This window comes from Pseudomonas sp. CBC3, assembly GCF_037967085.1.
GTDB lineage: Bacteria > Pseudomonadota > Gammaproteobacteria > Pseudomonadales > Pseudomonadaceae > Stutzerimonas.
The window spans coordinates 1-20,651 of the sequence record NZ_JBANEO010000001.1 but is presented as its reverse complement, the minus strand read 5'-3'; the positions used below and the strand labels follow the sequence as shown (position 1 = coordinate 20,651).

21 protein-coding genes are annotated in these 20,651 nt (G+C 59.9%); 12 read left to right on the top strand and 9 right to left on the bottom strand.

All coding sequences use genetic code 11. The annotated features are described in order from the left end of the window. Positions 1-3 precede the first annotated feature (3 nt). The 4 genes from accB to V6943_RS00090 all read right to left on the bottom strand — a co-directional run bounded on the left by accB (position 4) and on the right by V6943_RS00090 (position 3,351). Positions 4-459, bottom strand: coding sequence for an acetyl-CoA carboxylase biotin carboxyl carrier protein (gene accB / locus V6943_RS00105; protein ID WP_131649976.1), 456 nt, complete (start codon positions 457-459; stop codon positions 4-6). Positions 460-538: 79 nt separating this feature from the next. After that, positions 539-982: a type II 3-dehydroquinate dehydratase gene (gene aroQ, locus V6943_RS00100; protein ID WP_131649977.1), complete on the bottom strand. Its 444-nt coding sequence runs from the start codon at positions 980-982 to the stop codon at positions 539-541. Between the two features lie 198 nt (positions 983-1,180). Then, on the bottom strand, positions 1,181-2,956 hold the full coding sequence (locus tag V6943_RS00095; RefSeq protein ID WP_340552243.1) for a protein-disulfide reductase DsbD: 1,776 nt from the start codon (positions 2,954-2,956) through the stop codon (positions 1,181-1,183). Positions 2,957-3,027: 71 nt separating this feature from the next. Next, complete coding sequence (locus V6943_RS00090) at positions 3,028-3,351, bottom strand: Rieske (2Fe-2S) protein (RefSeq protein WP_340552242.1); 324 nt, start codon at positions 3,349-3,351, stop codon at positions 3,028-3,030. A gap of 182 nt (positions 3,352-3,533) precedes the next feature. Between V6943_RS00090 and V6943_RS00085 the strand changes: the two genes are divergently transcribed. The 3 genes from V6943_RS00085 to V6943_RS00075 are packed head-to-tail and all read left to right on the top strand — an operon-like array spanning position 3,534 to position 6,167. After that, on the top strand, positions 3,534-4,517 hold the full coding sequence (locus V6943_RS00085) for a FecCD family ABC transporter permease (protein ID WP_165914232.1): 984 nt from the start codon (positions 3,534-3,536) through the stop codon (positions 4,515-4,517). After that, positions 4,517-5,284: a heme ABC transporter ATP-binding protein gene (locus tag V6943_RS00080; RefSeq protein ID WP_340552241.1), complete on the top strand. Its 768-nt coding sequence runs from the start codon at positions 4,517-4,519 to the stop codon at positions 5,282-5,284. Before V6943_RS00085 ends, V6943_RS00080 begins: the two co-directional genes overlap by 1 nt. A gap of 10 nt (positions 5,285-5,294) precedes the next feature. After that, entirely contained in the window at positions 5,295-6,167 is an 873-nt protein-coding gene (locus V6943_RS00075; RefSeq protein WP_340552240.1) for a ChaN family lipoprotein, read from the top strand. A 243-nt stretch (positions 6,168-6,410) separates the two neighbouring features. Here V6943_RS00075 and V6943_RS00070 read toward each other — a convergent pair whose 3' ends face one another. The 4 genes from V6943_RS00070 to V6943_RS00055 form a co-directional block, all read right to left on the bottom strand. Next, positions 6,411-7,208, bottom strand: a complete 798-nt coding sequence (locus V6943_RS00070) for a cyclic nucleotide-binding domain-containing protein (RefSeq protein WP_131649983.1) — start codon at positions 7,206-7,208, stop codon at positions 6,411-6,413. A gap of 105 nt (positions 7,209-7,313) precedes the next feature. Beyond that, entirely contained in the window at positions 7,314-7,586 is a 273-nt protein-coding gene (locus tag V6943_RS00065) for a TfoX/Sxy family protein (RefSeq protein WP_131649984.1), read from the bottom strand. Between the two features lie 8 nt (positions 7,587-7,594). Further along, on the bottom strand, positions 7,595-8,347 hold the full coding sequence (locus V6943_RS00060) for a class I SAM-dependent methyltransferase (protein ID WP_131649985.1): 753 nt from the start codon (positions 8,345-8,347) through the stop codon (positions 7,595-7,597). Positions 8,348-8,496: 149 nt separating this feature from the next. Further along, the gene (locus V6943_RS00055; protein ID WP_340552239.1) at positions 8,497-10,059 is read right to left on the bottom strand and encodes a bifunctional aminoglycoside phosphotransferase/ATP-binding protein; all 1,563 of its coding nucleotides are present in this window, start codon (positions 10,057-10,059) and stop codon (positions 8,497-8,499) included. 153 nt (positions 10,060-10,212) lie between these two features. Between V6943_RS00055 and mrcB the strand changes: the two genes are divergently transcribed. From mrcB to V6943_RS00040, 3 genes are read left to right on the top strand one after another with little or no spacing between them, the layout of a single operon-like run. Beyond that, positions 10,213-12,525, top strand: coding sequence for a penicillin-binding protein 1B (gene mrcB / locus V6943_RS00050; protein ID WP_197445813.1), 2,313 nt, complete (start codon positions 10,213-10,215; stop codon positions 12,523-12,525). A 50-nt stretch (positions 12,526-12,575) separates the two neighbouring features. Continuing rightward, entirely contained in the window at positions 12,576-13,277 is a 702-nt protein-coding gene (locus V6943_RS00045; RefSeq protein WP_340553003.1) for a tetratricopeptide repeat protein, read from the top strand. After that, positions 13,277-13,609 (top strand): YqcC family protein, encoded by a 333-nt coding sequence (locus V6943_RS00040; RefSeq protein WP_181100186.1) that lies wholly within the window; start codon positions 13,277-13,279, stop codon positions 13,607-13,609. The genes V6943_RS00045 and V6943_RS00040 overlap by 1 nt, the downstream gene beginning before the upstream one ends. A gap of 34 nt (positions 13,610-13,643) precedes the next feature. Here V6943_RS00040 and V6943_RS00035 read toward each other — a convergent pair whose 3' ends face one another. After that, positions 13,644-14,078: a DUF4124 domain-containing protein gene (locus V6943_RS00035; RefSeq protein WP_131649989.1), complete on the bottom strand. Its 435-nt coding sequence runs from the start codon at positions 14,076-14,078 to the stop codon at positions 13,644-13,646. Positions 14,079-14,482: 404 nt separating this feature from the next. On the opposite strand from V6943_RS00035, the gene V6943_RS00030 reads away from it, so the two are divergent. From V6943_RS00030 to msrQ, 6 genes are all read left to right on the top strand, one after another. Continuing rightward, the gene (locus tag V6943_RS00030; protein WP_131649990.1) at positions 14,483-16,207 is read left to right on the top strand and encodes an acetolactate synthase 3 large subunit; all 1,725 of its coding nucleotides are present in this window, start codon (positions 14,483-14,485) and stop codon (positions 16,205-16,207) included. 2 nt (positions 16,208-16,209) lie between these two features. Continuing rightward, positions 16,210-16,701: an acetolactate synthase small subunit gene (gene ilvN, locus V6943_RS00025; RefSeq protein ID WP_131649991.1), complete on the top strand. Its 492-nt coding sequence runs from the start codon at positions 16,210-16,212 to the stop codon at positions 16,699-16,701. 46 nt (positions 16,702-16,747) lie between these two features. Further along, positions 16,748-17,764, top strand: coding sequence for a ketol-acid reductoisomerase (gene ilvC / locus V6943_RS00020; RefSeq protein WP_131649992.1), 1,017 nt, complete (start codon positions 16,748-16,750; stop codon positions 17,762-17,764). A 147-nt stretch (positions 17,765-17,911) separates the two neighbouring features. Then, entirely contained in the window at positions 17,912-18,745 is an 834-nt protein-coding gene (pssA, locus tag V6943_RS00015; RefSeq protein ID WP_131649993.1) for a CDP-diacylglycerol--serine O-phosphatidyltransferase, read from the top strand. A 57-nt stretch (positions 18,746-18,802) separates the two neighbouring features. Next, positions 18,803-19,813: a protein-methionine-sulfoxide reductase catalytic subunit MsrP gene (gene msrP / locus V6943_RS00010; protein ID WP_181100188.1), complete on the top strand. Its 1,011-nt coding sequence runs from the start codon at positions 18,803-18,805 to the stop codon at positions 19,811-19,813. Further along, positions 19,813-20,421, top strand: coding sequence for a protein-methionine-sulfoxide reductase heme-binding subunit MsrQ (gene msrQ / locus V6943_RS00005; RefSeq protein ID WP_340552238.1), 609 nt, complete (start codon positions 19,813-19,815; stop codon positions 20,419-20,421). The genes msrP and msrQ overlap by 1 nt, the downstream gene beginning before the upstream one ends. The last annotated feature ends 230 nt before the right edge of the window (positions 20,422-20,651 follow it).

Here is a 20,651-nt window from a genome sequence, read left to right as displayed (position 1 = left end):
GGTTCAAACGATGGTGAACAGCGGCTGGTCGTATTCGACCGGCTGACCATTCTCCACCAGGATGGATTCGATGGTGCCGCTGGTTTCGGCCTCGATGTGGTTCATCATCTTCATGGCTTCGACGATGCAGAGGATGTCGCCCTTCTTGACGCTCTGGCCAACATCGGCGAACGGCTTGGATTCCGGCGAGGAGGCGCGGTAGAAGGTACCGACCATCGGCGAGCGAACCACGGTGCCGTTCAGCTTCGGTGCGGCCGGAGCGGCATCAGCGACCGGGGCAGCAGCCACAGGTGCCGCTGCTGGTGCGGCGGGGGCCTGTGCGTAGATCGGCTGTTGCATGGCCACTTGTTTGCTGTGGCGGCTGATGCGCACCGACTCTTCACCCTCGTGGATCTCCAGCTCGTCGATCCCGGACTCTTCCAGCAGTTCGATCAGTTTCTTGACTTTGCGAATATCCATGAAGCGTTGACTCCCAGGTAAGTTCAAAGGGTGTTGCCGCTCGCTTTATCGAGCCCCGGCATGCTTGCACGCAGGCCCGTCAGGAAGCAGCGAGTTGTTCCAGGGCGGCCTCCAATGCCAGCCGATAGCCGCTGGCGCCAAGGCCGCAGATCACACCTACCGCGACATCCGAAAAGTAGGAGTGATGGCGGAAAGGTTCACGTTTGTGCACGTTTGAGAGGTGCACTTCGATGAATGGGATGCTCACTGCCAGCAACGCGTCACGTAACGCGACGCTTGTATGTGTGAAGGCGGCAGGATTAACGAGGATGAAATCGACACCCTCATCGCGAGCGGCGTGAATGCGCTCGATCAATTCGTATTCGGCGTTGGATTGCAGGTGCAGCAGATGGTGGCCGGCATCACGCGCGCGCTGCTCTAGATCTTGATTGATCTGCGCCAGCGTCATCGAGCCGTAGACGCCCGGTTCGCGGGTGCCGAGCAAATTCAGATTCGGGCCGTGAAGGACCAGAAACGTCGCCATGAATATTCCTTGTTGTTGTGTCCGATCGCGCCAGTAAGGTGGGGCTGATCGGGAAGGGGAAAAACTATGCACGAAGCGGGGGCTGACTGTCCAGTCATGCTGCGATCGGCGTAAATGCCCGCATTATGAGTGGAGATTGCCGCAAGGTTGCTGGGCGTAATCCCGTTTCGCTGTGATCGCGGCGAAGCGGGGCAGGCGCTAGCGCAATGCTTCCGCGCGGTTCAACCGTTCAGCGAATTGAGCTACGTCGATTTCGCCGACGACACGGGTATCGGAGATTTCCTGGCCGCTGCGATCGAAGAACAGGACGGCCGGTGGGCCGAACAGTTTGTAGCGATCGAGAAGTGCGCGCTGCTGCGCATTGCTTTCGGTGATGTCGAAGCGGATCAGGCGGTAGTCGGCCAGGCGAGGCGCGATCAGCGGGTCGGCAAATACTTCGCGTTCGATCACCTTGCAGCTGATGCACCAGTCGGCATACCAGTCGAGCATCAACGGCTCTCCCGCAGTGCGAGCGGCTGCGAGTTGTGCGTCGAGTTCCGCTGGTGTCGACAGGGTGTGCCAGTTTTCGGCTTGCGCGGGCCCGCTGCCTGCGGCGAGCGTGGTACGTGGCAGCGGCCGCAACGGATCGGAGCCGCCTTGGAATGCGCCGATCCACGCGGCCAGGGCATAGACCAGCAAAACCAGGCCAAGCAGCTGCGCGAGCTTCTGTTGTGGTGTCTTGGGAGCGAGTTCGAGGGTGCCCAGAAACAACGCCGTACCGGCGGCCAGCAACCCCCACAACGCCAACGCCAACGGACCCGGCAGCACGCGTTCGAGCATCCAGACCGCCACGGCGAGCAGCAGAACGCCGAAGGTGTTGCGTACGCTGATCATCCAGGGGCCGCTCTTGGGCAGCAGCGCACCGCCACTGGTGGCGAACAGTACCAGCGGGGCGCCCATGCCCAGGCCCAGCGCGAACAGTTTCAAGCCGCCGCCCAGGGCATCGCCGCTGGCGCTGATATACAGCAGGGCGCCGGCCAACGGCGCCGAGACGCACGGAGAGACCAGCAAACTGGAGACGCCGCCTAGCAGGGCGGCGCCCGTGAATGAGCCGCCCTTGGCGTTGCCGGCCAGACGATCGAGACGACTGCTCAGTGCCTGTGGCAGGCGCAGTTCGTACAGACCGAACATCGCCAGCGCGAAGGCCACGAAGAACAGCGCGAAGGGCACCAGGACCCAGGGTGATTGCAGACGCGCCTGCAAATTCAGCTCGGCGCCGAACACGCCCATCAGTGCGCCCAGCAGGGCAAATCCGCCGGCCATCGGAAATACGTAGGCGAGCGACAGTAGGAAGCTGCGCATGCCGCCGGGTTGTCCGCGCAGCACCACGCCGGAAAGGATCGGCAGCATCGGCAGCACGCAAGGCGTGAAGGTCAGCCCCAGGCCGGCGAGAAAGAACAGCGCCACCGAGCGCCAGGACAGGGCATCGCCGCCGGTATCGTGGGTGGCGCTGGATGCAGCCGGGGCCGGAGTGCCACCTGTGGCGATTTCGAACGACTCGGTTTCCGGTGGATAGCACAGCCCCTTGTCGGCGCAGCCCTGATAGCCGACCTGCAGCGTGAAGGGTCTGTTGTCGGGGTTCCGCACCGGCAGTTCGACGTCGAGTATGCCGTAATAGACTTCGACCTCACCGAAGTACTCGTCGGTCTTCTGCTCGCCTGCCGGAAGCTGTGCGTCGCCGAGAATCACACCGGCGTCGCTCGCCTTGAACTGAAAACGATGCCGGTAGAGGTAGTAGCCCTCGGCGCCGATGAAGCGCAGTTTGATCCGCTCGGGCGTTGCGTCCACCAGGCTCAGGCGGAAGGCTTCACGCACCGGTAGAAAGTCGGCGCTGTTGTCCAGACCGCCCAGGGTGGCACTGGGGCGACCATCGAACAGGCCCGCAGTGGCAGGAAGGGTGAATAGCAGGATCAGCAGACACAGCAAACGGCGCATGGTCATCTCACTTGGGGCAGTGGACGAATGATACCCAACGTGGCGAATCGTCGCCTGGGCGCAACGTCGCACTACCGCGCGTTTTGCAACCAGATGATGCCGTCGCGCTCGGTGCTCGGCAGTGCTCGAAGGGCTTGACCGGCACAGGGGCCGGCTACGCACTCGCCGCTGTCGATGAGAAACAGCGCGCCGTGAGTGGCGCATTGGATCAGGCTGCCGCTAGTGTCGAGGAACTGGTCCGGAACCCATTCCAAGGGTATCCCTCGATGCGGACAGCGGTTCTCGTAGACATGCACGATGTCGTCCTTGCGTATGACGAGCAGGCGCTGCCCCTGTACTTCCAAGCCTTTGCTCTGGCCTTCGGCGATATCGCTCGCGGCGCATAATCGAATCATGTGTCCCCCTGTCAGCTCGGGATTATCACTCAGGCGCTCGGATCGGTGGAGACCAAGGCGGATTAAAGGTGGCGGACCGACTGGCTGGCTTTTATCCTTCGCCCGAACTCCGACTGGCGACACTCTCGATGAGCCCTGTGCTGACCGCACGCCCCCTGTTCCTTTCGTTGGGCCTGTTGTGGCTGATTGCCTTCTGGCTATCGCTGGCATTGGGGCCGGTCAGCCTGTCGCTCGGTGAAACTCTGCAGGCCATGCTGCGTCTGCTGGGTCTCTCGTTTGGCGCCGAGGGTACAGCGCAGGCCGAACTTATCCTGGGGCAGATACGTTTGCCGCGGGCCTTGCTCGGGATGGCTGCAGGCGCTGTATTGGCGCTCGCCGGCGTCGCCATGCAGGGTTTGTTTCGCAATCCACTGGCCGATCCCGGACTGATCGGCGTCTCGAGTGGTGCCGCATTGGGCGCGGCAATGACTATCGTTGGGGGCGAACTGATCGGCGGCATTTCACCGCTACTGGAACCCTATCTGCTGTCGCTTAGTGCATTTGTTGGTGGCCTCGGGGTCACCGCGCTGGTCTATCGCCTGGGGCGTCGCGAGGGACGCACCGATGTCGCCACGATGCTGCTCGCGGGCATCGCGCTGACTGCGCTGGCGGGCGCCATGATCGGGCTGTTCACCTACCTTGCCGATGACAGCACGCTGCGCACGCTGACGTTCTGGAATCTTGGCAGTCTCAACGGTGCAAGTTACGCGCGGCTCTGGCCGTTACTGCTGGTCACGGTGGCGGTGATGTGTTGGCTGCCACGCCGCGCCCGAGCGCTGAATGCGCTGCTGCTGGGCGAATCCGAAGCGCGTCATCTGGGTTTCGATGTCGAGCGGCTCAAGCGCGAGCTGGTCTTTTGTACTGCACTGGGCGTGGGGGCGGCAGTGGCTGCAGCGGGCATGATCGGGTTCGTTGGGTTGGTGGTGCCCCATTTGGTACGTCTGTTGGTCGGCCCCGACCACCGATTGCTGCTACCGGCCTCGGCGCTGGCTGGCGGCAGTTTGCTGCTGCTGGCCGATCTGCTGGCGCGGCTCGTACTGGTGCCTGCGGAGTTGCCGATCGGCATCGTCACCGCGCTACTGGGCGCGCCTTTCTTCCTTTATCTGTTGCTACGAGGGCGTCGCTGATGCTCTGCGCCCGGAATGTTTCGGTCCGTCGCGGCGCCATGACCGTGCTTGAAAACATCGATCTCGAATTGGCGCCAGGCCAAGTTCTGGGCGTGTTGGGCCCCAACGGCGCTGGTAAAAGCACCTTGCTTGGGGCACTGAGCGGTGAGCTTGCGATCAGCGCCGGTGAGGTGCAGCTGCATCAACGATCGCTGCATGACTGGGATGGGCCTGAGCGGGCGCGCTGTCTGGCGGTGCTGCCACAGACGTCGACGCTGAGTTTCGGTTTTCGCGTCGACGAAGTGGTGAGCCTCGGGCGGTTGCCCCACGCCAGTGGCCAGGACCTAGACAGACGGATCGTCACTGCTGCGCTGCAGGCTGCGGATGCGCAGCACTTGGCAGCCCGCAGTTATCTGGCGCTGTCGGGCGGAGAGCAGCAGCGCGTGCACCTGGCGCGCGTGTGGGCGCAGTTGTGGCCAGGTGGCGCCGGGCAGGTCCTGCTGCTGGACGAGCCCACAGCCATGCTCGATCCATTGCATCAGCACGGCATTCTGCAGGCCGTCCGGCAGTTCGCGGAGCAGGGCGTCGCGGTCATGGTGATTCTGCATGATCTGAATCTTGCGGCACGCTATTGCGATCACCTGTTGCTGCTGGCGGACGGGCGGGCGCGGTTAAGTGGTGCGCCCGGGCAGGTGCTGCGTGCAGAACCGCTGAAGTCGGTATTCGGCCTGGATGTGTTGATACAGCAGCACCCTGAGCGGGGGCACCCGCTTGTCATTGCGCGCTGAGGAGTGATCGATGCGATTTTTGTTGTCTATTGCCATGATCCTGCTGACTGCATGTCAATCGATCCCGCCATTGCCGTCCTGGCAGAGCCCAGAAGGCCTGGCGCATCCTGACCTTGGTCAGATCATAGATCTGCGCAGCGGCGAACGGCTTTCGGCGCAGCAGCTGGTAAGGGAGTTGGCCGATGTCGATCAGGTATTGATTGGTGAGCGCCATGACAACCCCGACCATCACGCTCTACAGCGTTGGCTTCTTCAGGCGCTGGCTCAGCGGCGCGAGCAGGGCAGCCTGCTATTGGAAATGCTCAACCCGGATCAACAGAAGCGTGTCGCGCGAGTGCAGGCGTCTATCGGGCGAGGGCAATGGCCGGCGGATCTGCCCGGAGCGCTGGATTGGCAAAAGGGCTGGGATTGGGACCTTTACGCACCAGTAGTCGAGTATGCCTTGGCGCAACCTTATCCGATGCTGGCGGCGAATCTCGATCGCGCTGAGATCACCGATATCTACCGCCGCAAACCGCAGTTGACGGCGGCCGCAGCTGCGGAGCCTGTGCAAAAGAGGCTGCTGGAGCAAATACGCGTTTCTCATTGCGACATGCTGCCGGAGGCGCAGCTGCCGGCGATGTTGGCGGTGCAGCAGCAGCGCGACCGCCGGATGGCGGAACAACTGAACGCGTCGCCGAAGCCAGCGGTATTGCTGGCGGGGGCCTTTCATGTGCGGCGTGATCTGGGTGTGCCCTTGCATTTGGCGAGTCGCGACACGAAGGTTCTGGTACTCGCCGAGGTGGGCGAGACCTTGAGCGCGGAGCAGGCCGATTTCGTTTGGTTTACACCGGCCCAGCCGCAGCAGGACCATTGCGTCGAGTTCGGTAAAAAGCAGCAGTAGGCGTCAGGCAAGCGTACCCGAGGCGGCATGCATTTATGTCAGGCAAAAAAAGACCCGGCAAGAGCCGGGTCAAAACCGTGATTAGCCTGATGAGGAGATAACCTGAAAGTCCGACTGCCTGGCCTTCCAGCTTACCAACTGATCTCTCGATCAGTGGTGCTAATAGTAACAATTCTCATTTCGACGTCAACATCTGATTCGAAATAATTTTCCGTCCAGAACGAAATCGGCTTCGTTGCGCGATCAAGCGGAGATTGGCAGGCGCAACTGGGTGACTTCCTTGTTGAGCAGGTCGATCCGCCTGGCCATGCTTTCTATCAGGCTATGCGCGATCTTCGGGTTGTTCTGCATCAAGCTGAGGAATTGATCCTTGGGAATCAGCATGACCGTGCAGGCGGACGTGGCGACAACGCTCGCGCTGCGCTTTTCGTGGGTGAACACAGCCATGGCACCGAAGATTTCATCGCGCTGGACATCGCCGACCTTCTGGCCGTCGACAATCGCTTCGGCGTGTCCCTCGATGATGATGAATACATTGTCTGCATCGTCGCCCTGACGAATCAGCTCTTCGCCAGCAGCAAAATGCTGGAATCCGGTCGTCGGATGAACTTCGGGCTGCTTCAGGCGGGCCAGCGCATCGGATAACAGTACCGTCTGGCCGATGAGATATTGCGTAAAGAGCTCCTGTCGGCGCTGATCGGCATGGATATGTTGAAACACCGCGCTTCGTGAATACGGAATCAGACGGATCGATTCGTCGCTGCGATAACGACAAGCTGGCAAGTCGATGCCTTGGCGAAGGCCGAGAAGATCCCCTTCCTGCATATAGAACAACGGTCGTTCATCAACGAGCGCATGCAGTAGCCCGCTCTCGATGATGAACAGTTGCTGTTCGGGCAATTCATCGGTGAGATCGTCAGAACCCTTGATTTCGATAGGTGGGGCAGTAGGTGCCAGGCCCTCCAGAAGTTGCGCGGGGATCCCCTGCAAGCGGTTGATCAGCTGATCGGCATAAGCCGGTTGTTCTCCGAGTAGATACATGACGACAGTCCTTGAACAGCGGGCTCAGAACGGTTGAGCGATGCGCACACTCACGATAATGCTGCCGAGGGGTAGGAGTAAATCACGCTACGTAGAGGTTGTGAGCTAGCTCTTGTCTCCAGCGTCGCCGCCATTGAGCCGCTGGTTCAACTCATTCTTGAGCGTATCCGGAAGCTCCTTCCAGTTCATGTCACGCAATGCCCCTTCAATGGCATAAAGCAACACGCGTGATGCGTTGAATCCTCGTGACTTGACCGCCTGGTAAGCGTTGACCGCGCCGAGCCGATGCAAGTCCTCGGCTGTATGGATACCCGAGGCGTGCAGCCATTGCGCGGATGTCTTACCGAGGTTTTTCAGGGTCAGCAGCTCGTCGTGCACGGTTGCTCCTATCGGCCCGGATAGCCGGCAAGGAAGTGAAGCGGCCAGCGAACTCTGCGCTGTCGCTCCGGATCGCCCCAGCGCTGCGCGAGTTCGGGTGCGAGCTGAGTTATCGGATCGTTCCCATGAGCTTTTTGCCACTGTTTCACGGCTGACCATGTCCGCATATAGCCGAGCAGTTGGCGCAGATTCCAATGGGCCTCGATTGCGAAGTCCGGAGGCTCGAGGGTTTCGAATGGCGCATGGATATCGCGATAGCCTGCGTCGACACTGGCGCGCCCTTGTGGCCAGTAGCCGTTCAGCGTTTCGCAATGCAGACGAGCAATGACCGCATCCAGCCTCGGTTCGATACGAAGCAGGGAATAGCACCAGGCGCAGAAGAAGCCGTCGGGCGCGAGTACTCGCTTTGCCTCGGCGAAGAACGCCGGGGTAGCAAACCAGTGCAACGCCTGCGCGACGACCAGTAGATCGGCCATACCATCGCGCAACGGCAGCCGCTCGGCCTGGGCAGCGAAGCGCGTTGCGGACCGCCAGCCCGAACTGCCGGTCAGTTGGTGAGGGCTGGCATCGCAGGCAAGAACCTGCTCGAAATGTTCCAGCAGAGGAAGCGTCGCCTGGCCGCTGCCAGCCGCGACATCCAAGGCATAGCGACGTCGTGGGCTCCGCTCGGCGAGCCAGCGGAACAGGTCGTCCGGATAGGTAGGGCGGAACTGTGCATACTCGTCGGAGCGAATCGAAAAAAGCCGGACGCTGTCACCCATGGCGATGGTCCGGCAGCAAAGGCAGAGCGCAGTGTGGCATGGTCGACTTCCGCAGACAGGCATCGCCAAGTATAGAAGCACCGCCGGGTTCTGCCCGTAGCGGTGCGTGAATGCCGTCGGTTGCGCCTGCGGGATGTCGTATCCGTGCGTTAGAGCCCTGGCAGCCGTTGGCGAACCGCACTGACAAGGTTGTCGAGGCTGCCTGCCTCGGGTGTGTTGATCTGGCGGCTGAGCAACTGTTCGCGTTCGGTCAGCGGCTCGCGGGCGGCCTGTTGCGCCTTGACCACGGCCATGGTCGCGTCGGATGGGTCACCGCCTTCGGCCTGCCGCTGGGTAAGCCATTGTTCGATCACCGCCTCGGGCGCTTCGCACGTGAGGATCAGGAACGGGACGCCAGTCGACTCAGCCACTTGCCACGCCGACTGACGCTGCTGCTGCTTGAGATAGGTCGCATCGATCACCACCGAAAAGCCGGCATTCAGTGCGGTCTCAGCCACTGAGTGCAGCCGCTGGTAGGTCGATTCGCCCGCTTCGGCGCTATAAATACCTGCGTCCAGCTCAGCGGCAAGGGCTTGCGGCTGCTCACCATGCAACCGCTTGCGCTCGACGTCCGAACGCAACCTGATGGCGCCCAGCGCCTCGACCAGACGTAGCGCAACCTGGCTTTTGCCCACTGCCGAGACGCCATGGGTGATGGCGAGAAAGCGAGAAGGAATGGCGCTGTAGCTTTCGGCCAGATTGGCGTAGCTGCGGTACTGGCGCAGGATCACGCGGCGCTGTACCGCGTCCTGCTCCTGATACAGCCGGAACAGGCTGACCTTGGCACGAACCATCGCCCGATAGGCTTTGTACAGGCTGAGCAATTCGAGCGAGGCGTAATCTCCGGTGCGCTCCAGCCAGCCGTTGATGAAACGACGTGCTTGGCACTTCAGGCCACGGTCTTCCAGGTCCATCGCCAGGAACGCCGCGTCAGAGGCGATATCGATCAGGCGGAAGGGCTCGTTGAATTCAATGCAATCGAACAGCACGACCTTGTCGTCGATGATCGTTGCGTTGCCCAGGTGCAGGTCACCATGGCATTCACGGATGAAACCGTGCTGGGTGCGCTGCTCCAGCAGCGGTTGCAGGCGGGCAATGCTCGTTTCGGTCCAGGCGAGTAGCGCGTCGAGTTGTTGCAGGTCGGACTGCTCGCTCAGCAAGGGGCGGATCTGCTCGAAGTTTTGCCGCATCGGCGCAACGATCGCGTCGGCACTGTTCAGCGAGTGGCCGGCCGGCACCTGAGGAGTGCTCAGATGAAATTGGGCAATCTGCTCGGCGAGGGCATCGATATGTGCGTCGGTCAGCTCGCCGCGTGCCTGCACTTCGGCCATTAGTTGAGCCTGCGGAAACTCGCGCATTTGCAGAAGGTAATCGATCGGCTCGCCGTTGCCGTCGATCACCGGGGCGTCAACGCTGCCGGTAATAGGCAGGACGCGCAGATAAATGTCTGGCGCCATTCGTTGATTCAAACGCAGCTCTTCGTTGCAGTAATGCTTGCGAGCCGTCAGGTCGGTAAAGTTGAGAAAGCCAAAATCCACCGGCTTCTTCATTTTGTAGGCATAGGTGCCAGTGAGGATGACCCAGGAGATATGGGTTTCGATGACCCGGAAGCCGTCGACCGGATGTGGGTAGAGGGCCGGATCTTGCAGTGCGGCGATCAATGCTTGGCTCACGGTCATTCCTTGCAGTTTGTCGATGGGGTGTGCGGGTCCAATGGGACGCAGGTCACACACTCGAAAGCGCTCCATTATGTCTTCCCCGACCAGACCTGCAAACCGCCAGGAGGCCGTCTTCCGGGCAAATCAAAGTGCGTATAATGCGCCGCCATGACTAAAGCACGCTCCTCTCGATCCCGTACCAAGCGCCGTTCCAATGGGTCTCGCCCCTGGCTGGGCTGGGTAATCAAGCTATCTATCGTGGCCCTGGTGATACTCGCCGGCGTCGCCGTTTACCTCGATGCCGTGGTGCAGGAGAAATTCTCCGGCAAACGCTGGACCATTCCGGCGACGGTCTATGCACGGCCGCTGGAATTGTTCGTTGGGCAAAAGCTCGCCAAGGATGACTTCCTGACGGAGCTCGATGCGCTGGGGTATCGCCGCGAAAAGGCTGTCAGCGGTCCCGGCAGTATGTCGGTTGCCGCAAGCACCGTGGAAATGCACACCCGCGGGTTCCGGTTTTATGAAGGGATCGAAGAGTCGCAGCGCATCCGTGTGCGTTTTTCTGGCGATTTCGTCGCCGGTCTCACTCGCGCCAATGGTGACGAGCTGCCGGTGGCCCGCCTCGAGCCCGTAACGATCGGTGGGCTTTATCCGGCTCACAACGAAGACCGCATCCTGATCCAGCTCGACCAGGCGCCGCCCTATCTGGTCGAAACATTGGTCGCGGTCGAGGATCGGGAGTTTTTCGATCACTTTGGTGTTTCACCCAAATCCATCGTGCGCGCCGTCTGGGTTAACCTGACTGCCGGCGAAGTGCGCCAGGGTGGCAGCACGCTCACCCAGCAGCTGGTCAAGAACTTTTATCTGACTAACGAGCGCAGCCTCAGCCGCAAAGCCACCGAAGCGATGATGGCCGTGTTGCTGGAGTTGCATTACGACAAGAACGAAATCCTCGAGGCCTACCTCAACGAGGTGTTTCTCGGACAGGACGGTCGCCGAGCCATTCACGGGTTTGGTCTGGCCAGTCAATACTTCTTCGGCCGTCCACTGGCCGAATTGAAGGTTCAGCACATCGCGCTGTTGGTCGGCATGGTGAAGGGCCCGACTTACTACAATCCGCGGCGCCATCCGGAACGGGCGCTGGAGCGCCGCAACCTTATCCTCGACCTTCTGGCCGAGCAGCAGGTACTCACTTCCGAAGAAGCCGAAGCAGCTCGGAAAGCTCCGCTCGGGGTGACGCAGCGGGGCAGCCTGGCGGACAGTTCCTATCCGGCATTCCTCGATCTGGTCAAGCGCCAGCTGCGCGAGGATTACCGTGACGAGGACCTGACGGAAGAGGGGCTGCGGGTCTTCACCAGCTTCGATCCGATTCTGCAGATGAAGGCCGAGAGGGCGATGAGCGAAACGCTGAAACGCCTCGGCAAGGCCGCCGAAGGCGTCGAAGGGGCGATGCTCGTGACCAACCCGGAAACCGGGGAGTTGCAGGCGATGCTCGGCGGTCGTCAGCCTGGGTTCGCCGGTTTCAATCGTGCGTTGGATGCGTCGCGACCCATCGGGTCGCTGATCAAGCCGGCCATCTACCTTGCGGCGCTGGAGAAGCCGAGTCAGTACACGCTGACCAGCCTGCTGGAAGATGAACCTTTTTCGGTCAAGGGCGCTGATGGCCAGGTATGGAAGCCGCAAAATTACGGGCGCACCGCGCACGGTACCGTTTATCTCTATCAGGCGCTGGCCAATTCCTACAATCTATCGACGGCGCGCCTTGGTCTCGATCTAGGGGTGCCTCATGTCTTGAAGACCCTGGAACGACTGGGCGCTTCACCGGATTGGCCAGCCTATCCCTCGATGCTGTTGGGCGCTGGCGGGCTGCGGCCTATTGAGGTTGCAGACATGTATCAGACGCTGGCCAACGGAGGTTTCAATACGCCGCTACGAGGTATTCGCAGTGTCTTGGCCGCCGACGGAGAGCCGCTGAGTCGCTATCCATTCAAGATCGAACAGCGTTTCGATGCCGGCGCTATCTATCTGACCCAGTACGCCATGCAGCGCGCCATGCGCGAGGGGACGGGCCGCTCAGCATACAATCACGTCCCGAGATCATTGACGCTGGCGGGCAAGACCGGTACCACCAACGATTCACGCGATAGCTGGTTCGCCGGGTTCAGTCAGGACCTGCTTGCGGTGGTCTGGCTGGGGCGTGATGACAATGGCAAAACGTCGCTGACCGGCGCCACCGGAGCGTTGCAGGTATGGGCAGATTTCATGCGCCGTGCCGATCCGCTGCCGCTGCAGGCCGCGTTGCCTGAGAATGTCGAGATGGCCTGGGTAGATGCGCGAACCGGTGAGGGGACGCTGGAAAACTGTCCTGACGCCGTACAGATTCCCTACATTCGCGGTAGCGAGCCTGCGCCGGGCCCTGGTTGTGGAATCCAGGCGCCGGCCGAATCGGTCATGGATTGGGTTCGTGGCTGGTTACCCTGATCGGCCAGCTGAGTGAATTTCAAGAGGTTCGAATGTTGAGCAAGCAATGGATGATAGTTGTGATGGCCGCTGTGTTGGTGCAAGGCTGCGCAACGGTTAAGCGAGGGGCGATACCTGTCGTCGACTCGGGCGCGCCGGTTTCCGAGGAGGTGTCGGCGCGGCAGGCTTCGCGTCCGGCTGCTCCGTCTGCAATGACAAGTCCTGCTGCTGCGCAAGAGTCTGGCGTCACGGTTATGGTGCCGCAGCAGAATTCGGAACCGCTGCAGACGTTCGCGGCTCCGGATAGCGCATTCTCTGGATCTGTAGCGCCGGCACCGGATGCACCAGAGCAATGGAGGGCGCCGGAACCGGCTCCGATTCCGACGCCGAGCCAATCCGTGCCCACCGGTATTCCGTCCAATAGTGGGACGCTGTCGGCCGATGAGCGACTCGATGGGCCCGTGCTGGCATTGCTGACCACGGCTCAGCAACAACAGGGGGGCGGTGATTTGAACGGTGCGGCCTCCAGCCTAGAACGCGCTCAGCGCATCGCGCCCCGTGAACCTCAGGTGCTTTACCGCCTGGCCCAGGTGCGCCTGGCTCAGGGTGATGCGGTGCAGGCCGAGCAGCTTTCCCGGCGGGGCTTGAGCTATGCCAGTGGCCGTCCGGCGCTGCAGGCGAGCCTGTGGGAGTTGATCGCCCAAGCGCGCGAGCGTCAGGGTAATGCCGCAGGCGCCGCGCAGGCTCGTGAGCGAGCCAAGGTAACGATGTAATGGATAGTCGTGTTCCCTATTTGGCTGAACAACTGCTGGTCATCGAGCGGGAGCTGCGTGTGTGCGGGCTATGGGCTTCGTCACCACCAGACGCTCAGGCATTTGCGAGCCAGGAGCCTTTCTGCGTCGACACGCTATCGTTCGAGCAATGGCTGCAATGGATTTTTCTTCCGCGAATGAAGGACATTCTGGAGCGCGATGATCCGCTACCGACGGTTTCGGGCATCCTGGCGATGGCGGAGATGGTCTATCAACGCCAGCCGCATAAGATGGCCGGCCTGCTGAGGGCGCTCGAAACCTTCGATGAGTTGATCAGTCGCGGCGAAGCGTGACGCGCGCCAGCCGGAAGGCTGGCGCTGGCTTTGTTCATTGGTTGCAAGTGTCAGCGATTTTCTGGCTGGTTTCGGTAATGCGCTCCTGACGCTCTTCTTCCTTTAGCCGACGTATTTTCCCATCTTCTTCTACGCGCACTCGAGGATTGTTCTGGAGCTGCGCCAGGTTGGTTCGTAACGACGTGCAGTAGCGCTGACGCTCCGCTTCTTGTTCGGCCACCTGTTTCTTTACTTGGCGATCGATCTCGCGCTGTTCCGATTCTGCCGACGGTTCCGACGTAGCAGGTGCCGCTGGAGCTGGCCTGGGTGGCGGAGTAGCGGTGTTGAGCGCTTCGGCGGGTTGGCCCTGCGGAGGTTGCGCGCCAAAGTGAGTGACGCCTTGTGCATCCACCCACTTGTAAACCTGGCTGGCCATGACGCTGCTGCTCAAGGCAAGCAGCAGACCGCCAGCGAAAATCGTCAAACGCATGCTAATCCCTTCTGTGGAATACAGAACCAGGTCGGTACTATACGCAAAAGCCGAGCGCCTTCATTCTGCGCTGGATCACAGCTGAAACAGCCGGAAGGCCAACTGTAGACTTGACTTGGCCAGGTCTAATCCGAACAATTCCACGCTTACTGTTCTGATTGGTCGGTGAAACGGGCCTTTCAGCAATCATGAAGGTGCACACCCGCGCCGACTTGTAACATCCGCAACGCGTTACCTCGCGCTGGGAAGGAAGGCTCCGCAACACTTTGGGGCGTTCCTGAATACTCGCTAGTCAGCAGCTGACGTAGTCGGCGACCACCGTCGCTCATGCGCTGTCTGGCAGTAAACCAATTTCTGGCCGGTCCAACGCGGGGCGGCTATCTGGCGTTTTAGAGGTGAACAACGTGGAACTTTTATCAGGCGCTGAAATGGTCGTCCGCTTCTTGCGCGACGAAGGCGTTAAGTACATCTATGGCTATCCTGGCGGCGCCTTGCTGCACATCTACGATGCGCTGTTCAAGGAAGAGGAAGTCACGCACATTCTAGTTCGCCACGAACAGGCCGCCACGCACATGGCCGATGGCTACGCCCGCGCGACCGGCAAAGCTGGCGTGGTGCTGGTGACCTCTGGCCCCGGCGCGACCAACGCCATCACCGGTATTGCCACCGCCTATATGGACTCGATCCCGATGGTGGTGATCTCCGGCCAGGTGCCGAGCACCATGGTCGGAACCGACGCCTTCCAGGAAACCGACATGATCGGTATCTCCCGGCCCATCGTGAAGCACAGCTTCATGATCAAGCATCCTTCGGAAATCCCCGAAGTGATGAAAAAAGCGTTTTATCTCGCAGAGTCTGGCCGTCCTGGACCGGTCGTCATCGACATCCCGAAGGATATGACCAACCCGGCCGAAAAATTCGAATACGTTTACCCGAAGAAAGCCAAGCTGCGTTCTTACAGCCCGGCGCTGCGTGGTCATTCGGGGCAGATCCGCAAGGCGGCGGAGTTGCTCCTGTCAGCCAAGCGGCCAATCATCTACGCAGGTGGTGGCGTGGTCATGGGCGGCGCCTCAGCGCAGCTGACCGAGCTGGCGAAGATGCTCAACCTACCAGTAACCAACACCTTGATGGGGCTTGGTTGCTATCCGGGTAGCGACCGCCAGTTCGTCGGCATGCTCGGCATGCACGGCAGTTATACCGCCAACTTGGCAATGCATCACTCTGACGCGATTCTTGCGGTCGGCGCGCGTTTCGATGATCGCGTGATCAACGGTGCGACCAAATTCTGCCCGAACGCCAAGATCATTCACATCGACATCGATCCGGCCTCCATCTCGAAGACCATCAAGGCAGACATTCCGATCGTCGGACCGGTCGACAGTGTGCTCACCGAGATGGTCGCTATCGTCAAGGAGATCGGCCAGGCGCCGAATACCGAGACCATCGCGAGTTGGTGGAAGCAGATAGAGGAGTGGCGCGGGAGTCGCGGCCTATTCCCATATGACAAGGGCGACGGCACTATCATCAAGCCGCAGGCCGTTATCGAAATGCTATGCGAAGTGACCAAGGGCGAGGCCTATGTAGCCTCTGACGTTGGCCAGCATCAGATGTTCGCGTCCCAGTACTACCGGTTCGACAAGCCCAATCGTTGGCTCAACTCTGGCGGTCTCGGCACCATGGGCTTCGGTTTCCCAGCGGCGATGGGCGCCAAGTTGAATTTCCCAGAAGCTGACGTCGCCTGTGTCACTGGCGAAGGCAGCATCCAGATGAATATTCAGGAATTGTCGACCTGCCTGCAGTACGACCTTCCAGTGAAAATCATCAACCTCAACAATGGCGCGCTGGGCATGGTCCGCCAGTGGCAGGACATGATGTACAGCAGCCGTTACTCGCATTCCTACATGGAGTCGCTGCCTGACTTCGTCAAGCTGGCCGAGGCTTATGGGCATGTAGGCATGCGCATCACCGACTTGAAGGATCTCAAGCCGAAGATGGAGGAGGCTTTCGCCATGAAAGATCGGCTGGTGTTCCTCGATATCGCCGTTGATACCAGCGAGCACGTCTATCCGATGCAAATCAAAGACGGCGCGATGCGCGATATGTGGCTCAGCAAGACGGAGCGGACCTGATCATGAGACACATTATTTCCCTTTTGATGGAAAACGAACCAGGCGCCTTGTCTCGTGTGGTCGGGCTGTTCTCGCAGCGCAACTACAACATCGAGAGTCTGACCGTCGCGCCAACCGAAGACCCTACGCTGTCGCGGTTGACCCTGACCACCGTAGGTCATGAGGAAGTGATCGAGCAGATCACCAAGAACCTCAACAAGTTGATCGAGGTCGTCAAGCTGGTCGACCTGTCCGAGAGCGCGCACATCGAGCGCGAGCTTATGCTGATCAAGGTCAAGGCGACCGGTGCACAGCGCGCCGAGGTCAAACGTACCACTGACATCTTCCGTGGGCAGATCGTCGACGTCACCTCCAATGTCTATACCATCCAACTCGCCGGCACGACCGACAAGCTGGACAGCTTCATCCAGGCCATCGGCACCACGTCGATTCTGGAAGTCGTGCGCAGCGGCGTCACCGGGATCTCCCGCGGCGACAAAGTGCTGAGCATCTAACACGATTTATCGAATGGCCTGAATGGCCAGCAACAGGGGTAATTCCATGAAAGTTTTCTACGACAAAGATTGTGACCTCTCCATCATTCAAGGCAAGAAGGTCGCGATCATCGGCTACGGCTCCCAGGGCCATGCGCATGCCTGCAACCTGAAGGATTCCGGTGTCGACGTGACTGTCGGCCTGCGCGCCGGCTCGCCGTCGGTTGCCAAGGCTGAAGCCCATGGTCTGAAAGTTGACAATGTGGCCGCTGCGGTTGCTGCCGCTGACGTCGTGATGATCCTCACCCCGGACGAATTCCAGGGTCGTCTGTATAAGGACGAAATCGAGCCGAACCTGAAGAAGGGCGCAACCCTGGCGTTCGCTCATGGTTTCTCGATTCACTACAACCAGGTCGTACCTCGCGCTGACTTGGACGTGATCATGATCGCGCCGAAGGCTCCCGGTCACACCGTGCGTTCCGAATTCGTCAAGGGCGGCGGTATTCCGGACCTCATCGCCATTTATCAGGATGCTTCCGGTAATGCCAAGAACGTTGCGCTGTCCTACGCTTCCGGCGTTGGTGGTGGACGTACCGGCATCATCGAAACCACTTTCAAGGACGAAACTGAAACCGATCTGTTCGGCGAGCAGGCGGTTCTTTGCGGTGGTTGCGTCGAATTGGTCAAGGCTGGCTTCGAGACTCTCGTCGAAGCTGGCTATGCCCCGGAAATGGCCTATTTCGAATGCCTGCATGAGCTGAAGCTGATTGTCGATTTGATGTTCGAAGGCGGTATCGCCAACATGAACTACTCGATTTCCAACAACGCCGAATACGGCGAGTATGTGACTGGTCCGGAAGTCATCAACGCCGAATCCCGTGCCGCCATGCGCAATGCGCTCAAGCGTATTCAGGATGGCGAGTACGCCAAGATGTTTATCACCGAAGGTGCTGCCAACTATCCTTCGATGACTGCCTACCGTCGCAACAACGCTGCCCATGGCATCGAAGTGGTCGGCGAGAAGCTGCGTTCGATGATGCCGTGGATCGCTGCCAACAAGATCGTCGACAAGAGTAAGAACTGATAACGGTTCTGCTTGAAAAGAACGCGGCCTAGGCCGCGTTCTTTCGTTATGCCGGCTGGTATCTGTTATAAAACGATGCTGCTGGCGGGCTGAACCCGTCATGTCAGGGTCTGTCGAAATTATTCAAACCTGCTGTAGGTAATCTGCATGAGTGAGCATCCCGAAGAGCCGAACAAGTCAGTCGAGCCGGAAAGCTTGCTGCCTATCGACGAGCACATCGAAGAAATTCAGGATTCCGAAGGCCGCAAGGTCCGTCATCGTGGCATCTATCTGCTCCCCAACCTGTTCACCACGGCGAATTTATTCGCGGGCTTCTTCTGCATTATTGCCGCGATCAACGGCAATTTTTACGTTGCTGCGGCTACGGTATTCGTGGCGATGGTGCTGGACAGTCTCGATGGCCGCGTGGCGCGTTTGACCAACACTCAGAGTGCATTTGGTGCGGAGTACGATTCGCTATCCGACATGGTTGCCTTTGGTCTGGCGCCCGCTGTGTTGGCCTATGAGTGGGCACTTTCGGGTTTGGGCAACGTTGGGCTTACTGTTGCTTTCATTTACGTTGCGTGCGCCGCGCTGCGTCTCGCACGTTTCAATACGCAGATCGGCAAAGTTGACAAACGCTGGTTTATCGGTCTTGCCAGTCCGGCAGCTGCTGGTGTCGTCGCCGGCTCGGTGTGGGCGGTCTGGGCGTTGGACGAGCCCGGTATTCGCGGTGTGGATTTGCCGATAGCCGTGGTGATGCTGTTCGCTCTGCTGGTCGCAGCGGCCGGTCTGCTGATGGTCAGCAACATCAAGTACTACAGCTTCAAGGACCTCGATCTCAAAGGTCGGGTGCCGTTCGTGGCGATTCTGGTGGTGGTCTTGGTGTTTGCGGTGGTATTCAGCGACCCCCCACGGATCCTGCTTTTGATCTTCCTTGCGTATGCCGTTTCGGGGCCTGTGCAGTTCCTGATGCGTCGTCGAAAGCGCGTCGAAAGTTGATTTCTTCAGTGATCCGCTGTCTATTGAATGGCCCAGGCTCAGGCAGCGGAGCATGTCATGCTTATCAAGATATTTCGTCGTAGCGACTGCCGCGAAACCGATGTAACGCCCGAGACGCTTTATCTTAAACGTCGGCACCTACTCAAAGGTGCCGCGTTTTCCTTTGCCTATGCCGGTTTGCCGATGACGGTGCATGCGGACCAAGGGCGCTACGACGGCGTAGACGCTGCCGATGCGCCTGCATGGTTCGACGCAAAACTCGGTCAGGTTCATTGGGGGGCCTCCGTTGCGGAGGGTGAGGCCATCACGCCCTATCGCGATGCGACCCACTACAACAACTTCTATGAGTTCGGCCCGGATAAGGGGGATCCCGCCGCGCACGCGCCCAAGCTTGTAACCGAGCCCTGGACCGTCTTGGTCGATGGCGAAGTGGCGAATCCGGGGCGCTACTCGGTCGAGGGTCTGTGTGGTTCGGCCCAGCTTGAAGAGCGCATCTATCGTTTGCGCTGTGTCGAGGCGTGGTCGATGGTCATCCCATGGTTGGGCTTTCCGCTAGGTGACATGATCCGCCGCATGAAACCGACCTCCAACGCAAAATACGTGCGCTTCGAGACGTTGGCTCGGCCCGAACAGATGCCCGGGATGCGTACGGGCTTTTCACTGATCGACTGGCCCTATATCGAGGCTATGAGGATGGACGAGGCGATGCATCCGCTAAGTTTGATGGCGGTCGGTATGTACGGTCGGATCCTGCCCAATCAGAATGGGGCACCCCTTCGTTTGGTTGTGCCTTGGAAATATGGCTTCAAGAGCATCAAATCCATTGTGCGCATCAGCTTCGTTCGTGAACAGCCAGCAACGACCTGGCAGACCATGGCGCCTCAGGAGTATGGCTTCTACGCCAACGTCAATCCGGACGTTTCCCACCCCAGATGGTCCCAGGCACGGGAACGTCGGTTGCCCGGTAGTCTGTTCAGTCCCAATGTTCGAGCGACACTTCCTTTCAATGGTTACGGCGATGAGGTTTCGAGCCTTTATGCTGGGATGGATCTGAGTAAGGATTACTAATGCGGTACCCAGGGTGGCGACTGCTTCTGTTTCTATCAGCGGCGAGTGCGCCCTGCTACTGGCTTTATCTGGGGGCTATTGCTGCATTGGGGCCTGATCCCGGCAAGGTGCTGGTGGACAATCTGGGGCAGGGCGCTTTGGTCTTGCTGCTGTGCTCGCTCGCAATGACGCCATTGCAACGGCTCACATCCTGGTCAGGGTGGATCGCATTTCGCCGCCAGCTTGGGCTGTGGTCTTTCAGTTACGCGGTGCTGCATCTCACGGCTTATCTCTATTTCCTGCTAGGGCTTGACTTCACAAGCTTCACACTCGAACTGATTGATCGACCCTATATGGCGGTGGGCGCGATTGCGTTGCTGGGCTTGCTTGTACTGGCTGTTACATCCAATCGTTGGAGCATGCGCAAGCTGGGCAAGCGCTGGAAGAAACTGCATCGGATTGTTTATCCGGTGCTCTTGGTTGTGCTGCTGCACATGTTATGGGTCGTGCGCGCCGACGCCGGTCGCTGGGCGATCTACGCCGCGATCGCCGCTGCGCTGCTGCTGGTGCGCTTACCATCCATCGAAAGGAAGCTCAGTTGCCTTCAGGGTAAAGCGGGCGCGAAATAAAGCCAAATCAGCCGTTGACGTGAGTTTCTGAGTGCCTATAATGCGCACCTTCTCCGGCGCAGGCCCTTGGCGAAACCTCTTGTAAATCAAGAAGTTATCTAAATCTAGGGCTTGCACGGACGGCGAATTCGAGTAGAATGCGCCGGGCTGGCAGGGTGGTGGTTGAGTCCTGTTGGTGGCTTCGGTCAGGTCGATCGAAAGCGGTTTCACGAGGCGGTTGACAGCGGGTT

What these genes read in the sequence shown, in the direction of transcription:
- V6943_RS00080 (WP_340552241.1), top strand. Translation starts at nt 4,517, where the DNA reads ATGCTCTGCGCCCGGAATGTTTCGGTCCGTCGCGGCGCCATGACCGTG.
- ilvN (WP_131649991.1), top strand. Translation starts at nt 16,210, where the DNA reads ATGAGACACATTATTTCCCTTTTGATGGAAAACGAACCAGGCGCCTTG.
- accB (WP_131649976.1), bottom strand. Translation starts at nt 459, where the DNA reads ATGGATATTCGCAAAGTCAAGAAACTGATCGAACTGCTGGAAGAGTCC.
- msrQ (WP_340552238.1), top strand. Translation starts at nt 19,813, where the DNA reads ATGCGGTACCCAGGGTGGCGACTGCTTCTGTTTCTATCAGCGGCGAGT.
- V6943_RS00060 (WP_131649985.1), bottom strand. Translation starts at nt 8,347, where the DNA reads ATGGGTGACAGCGTCCGGCTTTTTTCGATTCGCTCCGACGAGTATGCA.
- V6943_RS00040 (WP_181100186.1), top strand. Translation starts at nt 13,277, where the DNA reads ATGGATAGTCGTGTTCCCTATTTGGCTGAACAACTGCTGGTCATCGAG.
- pssA (WP_131649993.1), top strand. Translation starts at nt 17,912, where the DNA reads ATGAGTGAGCATCCCGAAGAGCCGAACAAGTCAGTCGAGCCGGAAAGC.
- V6943_RS00035 (WP_131649989.1), bottom strand. Translation starts at nt 14,078, where the DNA reads ATGCGTTTGACGATTTTCGCTGGCGGTCTGCTGCTTGCCTTGAGCAGC.
- msrP (WP_181100188.1), top strand. Translation starts at nt 18,803, where the DNA reads ATGCTTATCAAGATATTTCGTCGTAGCGACTGCCGCGAAACCGATGTA.
- V6943_RS00095 (WP_340552243.1), bottom strand. Translation starts at nt 2,956, where the DNA reads ATGCGCCGTTTGCTGTGTCTGCTGATCCTGCTATTCACCCTTCCTGCC.
- V6943_RS00045 (WP_340553003.1), top strand. Translation starts at nt 12,576, where the DNA reads ATGATAGTTGTGATGGCCGCTGTGTTGGTGCAAGGCTGCGCAACGGTT.
- ilvC (WP_131649992.1), top strand. Translation starts at nt 16,748, where the DNA reads ATGAAAGTTTTCTACGACAAAGATTGTGACCTCTCCATCATTCAAGGC.
- V6943_RS00070 (WP_131649983.1), bottom strand. Translation starts at nt 7,208, where the DNA reads ATGTATCTACTCGGAGAACAACCGGCTTATGCCGATCAGCTGATCAAC.
- mrcB (WP_197445813.1), top strand. Translation starts at nt 10,213, where the DNA reads ATGACTAAAGCACGCTCCTCTCGATCCCGTACCAAGCGCCGTTCCAAT.
- V6943_RS00075 (WP_340552240.1), top strand. Translation starts at nt 5,295, where the DNA reads ATGCGATTTTTGTTGTCTATTGCCATGATCCTGCTGACTGCATGTCAA.
- aroQ (WP_131649977.1), bottom strand. Translation starts at nt 982, where the DNA reads ATGGCGACGTTTCTGGTCCTTCACGGCCCGAATCTGAATTTGCTCGGC.
- V6943_RS00090 (WP_340552242.1), bottom strand. Translation starts at nt 3,351, where the DNA reads ATGATTCGATTATGCGCCGCGAGCGATATCGCCGAAGGCCAGAGCAAA.